This window comes from Bacteroides sp. RTP31139st1_H2_RTP31139_211217 (assembly GCF_040227615.1).
In the GTDB taxonomy this organism is placed as follows: Bacteria; Bacteroidota; Bacteroidia; order Bacteroidales; family Bacteroidaceae; genus Bacteroides; species Bacteroides uniformis.
On sequence record NZ_JBCNZM010000222.1, the window covers coordinates 1 to 6,165 of the forward strand.

Here is a 6,165-nt window from a genome sequence, read left to right on the forward strand (position 1 = left end):
GAGAGGGAGGCATTCAGTTGCATGTTCTTCAGGATGAAGTTGTACTTCTGATAGCGGGCAGAGATGTTCCAGGAATCGGAATTCCTTTCTGCCATTCCGTATACTTTGTTTTGAACAGACCCCGTCTGCAGTTCCTTGTCTGTTTTTGAATAGGAGGCGGAAACAAAGAAGGCATCAGCCCAGGATTTGTTGACAAATCCGGCTTCCACCTGTGCCAGTAGAGAGAAGTAGCCGTCATGAAAACGCTTGGGATTGCCATATATGAAGTTGTCCCCGCTTTCGTCGCGCATCTGTACATTCTTCATTCTATAATCGTTTTTGGAGTAGTTGATGCCAACGGTGGGCCGGACTATTAGTCCGGTTTTCTTTTCTACGAACTGTGCATTCAAGTCTGCCTTGTGGGTATGGAAGGAGCCGATGCCGTAAGATACATCCAGATAATCCTTTTTTTCCTGCTTTGTAATGATATTGATGGTGCCGCCCAGTGCATCTGTTCCCAAGCTGGCAGGGACTACTCCTTTGTATATCTCAATCCGGTCTATGATGTTAATGGGTAAGTTGGCGAGGGAAACACCGCTTCCTTTGGTGTCCAGTGGCATTCCGTCCAGAAAGTAGCGGATTGAATTTCCGGACAAGCCGTTGATGGAGAGGTCGAAGTCCGAGCCAACCCCGCCTTCCTCTCTCACCTTGATGCCCGTTGTACGGTTCACCAGGTCGTTGAGGTTATTTAGTGAGTTTACTATCGGCTTGATGTCGAGTGCATTGACAGCAAAGGCCCCTTCCTTCACTTTCTGCGTTTGGGTCTTTCCGTATACTTCGACAGAATTCAATGCCACGGCGCTTTCCTGCAATGTGAAATTCTGTTTTTTATCCTGCCGGATGTCGAGGGATTGTTTCACGGTTTGGTAGCCCAGGAAGGAGACGACGAAGGTGTGTTTGCCCGGAGCGACTTGCAGTGAATACTTCCCCCGGTCGTCCGTATAGGTGCCGGAGGTGGTGTTTTCCACAGCGATGGTGGCTTGGGCTATCGGTGTCCCGTGCTGGTCTATGACTTTTCCGGATAAGGTGACCTTATTCTGTGCCATACTACCTGCAGGCAGTAGGCAGATAAATGTAAATAGCAGTCCTGTGATGAATCTCATTTCAGTTCCTTATAAGCGTTCGTAACTTGCCCTCAAGGAAAAATGAACAAAGAGAAAGATTCCTTTATATGGATAAAGAATGCCTCGACTCAATGTTTTGTTGCTTTATTCCCCGAAAGCACTAAAACTATGTTGTCTTGGCAGGTCTTCTGACTTATCCCTCTTTGAATGCCTTCCCATCCGCCGGGCGGACAGTGGCTTGTAGAATATTCAAAGATTTTGGAAGGACTTACAGCAGCGGGTCTGTTCAGGATTTGCACCTGATTCCCTTTTTCATCACTCATCTCCAACAGAACCGGGAGAGGTGAAACCAAAACTGGGACAAAGATAACAAAAACTATTAGGTTTGCGAATACTCCTGATAATTTTTGTTATCTTTGCCCGCGAATTGGTTCCGGATGCATGTTTCCATCATCTGGATTAAAAGGGAATCGGGTGTAAATCCCGGACAGTCCCGCTGCTGTGAAGCTCCGTTTATATCATGAAAAACACCCTTGCCACTGATATGCATTGAAATATCGGGAAGGCTTCAGGATTAGGAGTCAGTCAGAAGACCTGCCATTCATTAAAGGCTGCCTTTGCTCGTGGGTTAGGAAGACAGTACGAAGATATTAGTTGAACATTTAAACAAGAAATGGAATGCCTTTGTTAAAGGTATGTCCGCATTGTGGTGTGACTATATATATCCTTTATATATTAAAGAAAAAGTAAAATGATTAAGAAAGTATTGATTGCCAACAGAGGTGAGATTGCCTTGCGCGTCATGCGTTCGTGCCGGGAGATGGGACTGCTTACGGTTGCGGTCTTCTCCGAGGCCGACCGCACCTCTCATCATGTGGCATATGCCGATGAGGCTTATCCGATAGGACCGGCCGTGGCAAAAGAGAGTTATCTGAATATTGAAAAAGTGATTGCCACGGCAAAGCGATGCGGTGCCGATGCCATCCATCCGGGTTACGGCTTTTTGTCGGAGAACTCGGAGTTTGCACGCCGTTGCAAGGAGGAAGGGATTATCTTTATCGGTCCCGCCGCCGAGACGATGGAGGCGATGGGCGACAAGATAGCTGCCCGCAAGCGAATGATTGCGGCAGGCGTACCCGTGGTTCCCGGAACGGAACAACCTTTGCAGAGTGCCGAAGAAGCCGTGCGCATCTGCAACGAGATAGGTTATCCCGTGATGCTGAAGGCGTCTATGGGTGGCGGTGGTAAAGGTATGCGCCTTATCCATAACGAGAGCGAAGTGGTGGAAGCCTACAACACGGCACGCTCCGAGTCCATGTCCTCCTTTGGAGACGACACGGTCTATCTGGAAAAGTTCGTGGAAGAACCCCACCACATCGAGTTCCAGATATTGGGCGACAACCACGGCAACGTCATCCACCTCTTCGACCGCGAATGCTCCGTGCAGCGTCGCAATCAGAAGGTGGTAGAAGAAAGCCCGTCACCCTTCCTTACGCCGGAATTGCGCCGGGAGATGGGAGAGAAGGCGGTTGCCGCAGCCAAGGCAGTAAACTACTCCGGTGCAGGTACCATCGAGTTTCTGGTAGACAAGAACCGTCGGTTCTACTTCCTCGAAATGAATACGCGCCTGCAAGTGGAGCACCCCATCACGGAAGAGGTGGTAGGCGTAGACCTGGTGAAAGAGCAAATCCGTATTGCCAACGACGAGGTGTTGCACCTCAAGCAGGAGGACCTGTTCCAGCGCGGTCATGCCATAGAGTGCCGCATCTGTGCCGAAGATACGGAAAACAACTTCATGCCGTCTCCCGGTGTCATCAAGCAACTGACGGAGCCGAACGGAATCGGTGTGCGCATAGACAGCTATGTGTACGACGGCTATGAGATTCCCATCTACTACGACCCTATGATAGGTAAGCTCATCGTATGGGCAACCACCCGCCAGTATGCCATCGAGCGTATGCGCCGTGTGCTCTACGAGTACAAGATTACGGGCGTAAAGACCAACCTTGCCTATCTGAAGCGCATCATGCACGTGCCCGACTTTGTGAAGGGAGAGTACAACACCCTCTTTATCGAGAAGAACGCCCGCATGCTGGTACGCACCAATACCACCAACGAAGAGTTGGAGAACATTGCCATGATAGCCGCCTATATGGACTATCTGGTTAATCTGGAGGAGAACGTTTCGGCACAGCTGTCCGATGGCCGCCCCATCAGCCGTTGGAGGGAATTCGGCTTGCAGAAGGGAGTGCTTAGGATTTAAGGAATGGAAAATTGATAATGGAGATTTAATAATGGAAATACATATAGGAGACCGTATAGCAGACATTACCCTGGTGGGTAAGGAAGGGAATAAGGTACAACTTACCATTGACGGAAAGCCCTACGAAGTGGACATTGTGATGGCGGAGAACGGAAGTTGCTCCATCCTGCACAACGGAAACTCGTTCAACGCAGGCCTTGTGCGCGGCGAGGGAGGAAAGAGCTATGACATCAGCATGCTCCAGCGTTCCTTCCACGTAGACATTGTAGACACGCAAGCCAAGTATCTGCACATGAAGAAAGGAGCCGACGAGAAGCAGGGCGACAAGATTCTGGCACCGATGCCGGGCAAGGTAGTGAGCATCCCCGTCAAGGTGGGCGACCGACTGGCTGCCGGAGACATTGCCGTGGTGCTGGAAGCCATGAAGATGCAGAGTAACTATAAGGTAAATGCCGACTGCATCGTCCGCAACATTCTCGTGAGCGAGGGCGAACCGGTAAATGCCAATCAAGTATTGATTGAATTGGAGTTGATAAAGGAGGAATAATCCCGAGTCGCATTCAGTCCGTATATTATAAATCACTAAATTGTAAATGCAAATATGAACAGAGAAGAAATATACCGCCAGTTTGAGGAACTGGACAAACGTGCCTCGCTGGGTGGGGGCGTAGACAAGATAGAGAAACAACACGCCTCCGGCCGCATGACTGCCCGCGAACGTATTGACATGCTGCTGGACAAAGGCTCGTTCAATGAGCTGGACAAGTTCGTGAACCATCGCTGCACCAACTTCGGCATGGAGAAGAAGCAGATTGCCGGAGACGGCATGGTGTCCGGTTACGGAAAGATAGACGGCCGCCTTGTATTTGTCTATGCCTACGACTTCACGGCGCATGGCGGTTCGCTCAGCGAGACGAATGCCGCAAAGATTGTGAAGGTGCAGCAGCTTGCCCTGAAGAACGGTGCTCCCGTCATTGCCCTCAACGATTCGGGCGGCGCACGCATCCAGGAAGGTGTGAACAGCTTGGCAGGCTATGCCTCCATCTTCTATCAGAACACCATTGCGTCGGGTGTCATTCCGCAGATATCTGCCATTCTGGGTCCGTGTGCCGGTGGGGCATGCTACTCTCCGGCGCTTACCGACTTTATCTTCATGGTAAAGGAGCAGAGCCACATGTTTATCACCGGTCCGGACGTGGTAAAGACCGTGACCCACGAGGAGGTGGACAAGGAGGAACTGGGCGGTGCCTATACGCATAGCAGCAAGAGCGGCGTTACCCACTTCATGTGCAATACGGAGGAGGAGACACTGATGAGCATCCGCGAGCTGCTGAGCTTCCTGCCGTCCAACAATATGGAAGATGCTCCCTTCACTCCCTGTTCCGACGATATCCATCGCCGGGTAGAGACGCTTCAGACCGTCATTCCCGAAGACCCGAACATGCCTTATGACATCAAGGATATTATAGAACCGGTGCTGGACAACCAGTACTTCTTCGAAGTGATGCCTCACTTTGCCAAGAACGTCGTTATCGGTTTCGGTCGTCTGAACGGGCGTTCGGTAGGTATCGTGGCAAACCAGCCTGCCTATTTGGCGGGTGTGCTCGATATTGATGCCAGCGACAAGGCGGCACGTTTCATTCGTTTCTGCGACTGCTTCAACATCCCGCTGATAACCTTCGAAGATGTTCCCGGCTTCTTGCCCGGAACGATGCAGGAGCACAACGGCATCATCCGCCACGGCGCCAAGATTGTCTATGCCTATGCCGAGGCCACCGTGCCCAAGATAACGCTGATTACCCGCAAGGCATACGGCGGCGCCTACATCGTGATGTCCAGCAAGCCGACGGGTGCCGACGTGAACCTGGCTTATCCGCAGGCGGAAATCGCCGTGATGGGTGCCGAGGGTGCGGTGAACATCCTCTACCGTAAGTCCTCTGCCGAAGAGAAGCAGGAGATTATCAAGGAGTATGAAGACAAGTTCTCCAACCCTTACCGCGCTGCCGAGCGTGGCCTCATAGACGAGGTCATCATGCCGCGCGATACCCGCTACAAGCTGGTGCAGGCATTGGAGATGGCGCACAACAAGAATCAGAGCAATCCACCGAAAAAGCACGGCAACATGCCTTTATAATAGTAGTTATTTTTTATGTGTGAAATGCGTATCCCCGGAGAAGTGATTTCTGTGGGGATACACTTTTTAAATAGAGAATTAAGAATTAAACAATAAGGCTGAAAAGTAAAAACTAAAGATAGAAACTATGGAACTATTAAGAAACCTCTTTGAGGGTTATCCCAATCTTTGGGGCGGAGGAGTGGCACACTCTGTCCTGATTCTGTCCCTGGTCATCACCTTCGGTATCATGCTGGGCAAGTTGAAGGTGGCAGGCATCTCGCTGGGTGTCACCTGGATTTTGTTTGTGGGCATTGTCTTCGGACATTTCGACATGAACCTCGACGAACATCTGCTGCACTTCCTGAAGGAGTTCGGCTTGATACTGTTTGTCTATTCCATCGGTCTGCAAGTGGGACCGGGATTCTTCTCCGCTTTCAAGAAGGGCGGACTTACGCTGAACATGGTAGCAATGCTTTCCGTCTTCCTCAGCGTGGTTATCACCATTGTGTTGCACTTTGCCACCGGAATTCCCATTACTACGATGGTGGGTATCTTGTCCGGAGCCGTGACCAATACCCCCGGTCTGGGTGCTGCCCAGCAGGCAAACAGTGACCTCAACGGGGTGGATGCTCCGGAAATCGCACTCGGATATGCCGTTGCCTATCCGCTGGGTGTGGTGGGCT

The 6,165-nt window shown here is 51.0% G+C and carries 4 protein-coding genes, 1 pseudogene and 2 riboswitches; of the genes and pseudogenes, 4 read left to right on the forward strand and 1 reads right to left on the reverse strand.

From position 1 onward, the window contains the following. A partial coding sequence (locus tag ABUA47_RS22285) for a carboxypeptidase-like regulatory domain-containing protein (RefSeq protein ID WP_349832072.1) occupies window positions 1-1,142 on the reverse strand: 1,142 nt, incomplete at its 3' end. Between the two features lie 121 nt (window positions 1,143-1,263). Continuing rightward, a riboswitch (cobalamin riboswitch) is annotated at window positions 1,264-1,472 on the reverse strand. Between the two features lie 42 nt (window positions 1,473-1,514). Further along, window positions 1,515-1,720, forward strand: a riboswitch (cobalamin riboswitch). A gap of 134 nt (window positions 1,721-1,854) precedes the next feature. Between ABUA47_RS22285 and accC the strand changes: the two genes are divergently transcribed. The 4 genes and pseudogenes from accC to ABUA47_RS22305 all read left to right on the forward strand — a co-directional run. Further along, window positions 1,855-3,366 (forward strand): acetyl-CoA carboxylase biotin carboxylase subunit, encoded by a 1,512-nt coding sequence (accC, locus tag ABUA47_RS22290; protein WP_117748818.1) that lies wholly within the window; start codon window positions 1,855-1,857, stop codon window positions 3,364-3,366. 31 nt (window positions 3,367-3,397) lie between these two features. Beyond that, the gene (locus ABUA47_RS22295; protein ID WP_005836686.1) at window positions 3,398-3,913 is read left to right on the forward strand and encodes a biotin/lipoyl-containing protein; all 516 of its coding nucleotides are present in this window, start codon (window positions 3,398-3,400) and stop codon (window positions 3,911-3,913) included. A gap of 54 nt (window positions 3,914-3,967) precedes the next feature. Beyond that, on the forward strand, window positions 3,968-5,500 hold the full coding sequence (locus tag ABUA47_RS22300) for an acyl-CoA carboxylase subunit beta (RefSeq protein WP_022401007.1): 1,533 nt from the start codon (window positions 3,968-3,970) through the stop codon (window positions 5,498-5,500). Between the two features lie 127 nt (window positions 5,501-5,627). Further along, window positions 5,628-6,165 (forward strand): annotated as a pseudogene (locus tag ABUA47_RS22305) (transporter); the annotation flags it as partial.

Excerpts from the sequence above, each read along its gene's own strand:
- ABUA47_RS22300 (WP_022401007.1), top strand. The coding sequence starts at position 3,968 with ATGAACAGAGAAGAAATATACCGCCAGTTTGAGGAACTGGACAAACGT.
- accC (WP_117748818.1), top strand. The coding sequence starts at position 1,855 with ATGATTAAGAAAGTATTGATTGCCAACAGAGGTGAGATTGCCTTGCGC.
- ABUA47_RS22295 (WP_005836686.1), top strand. The coding sequence starts at position 3,398 with ATGGAAATACATATAGGAGACCGTATAGCAGACATTACCCTGGTGGGT.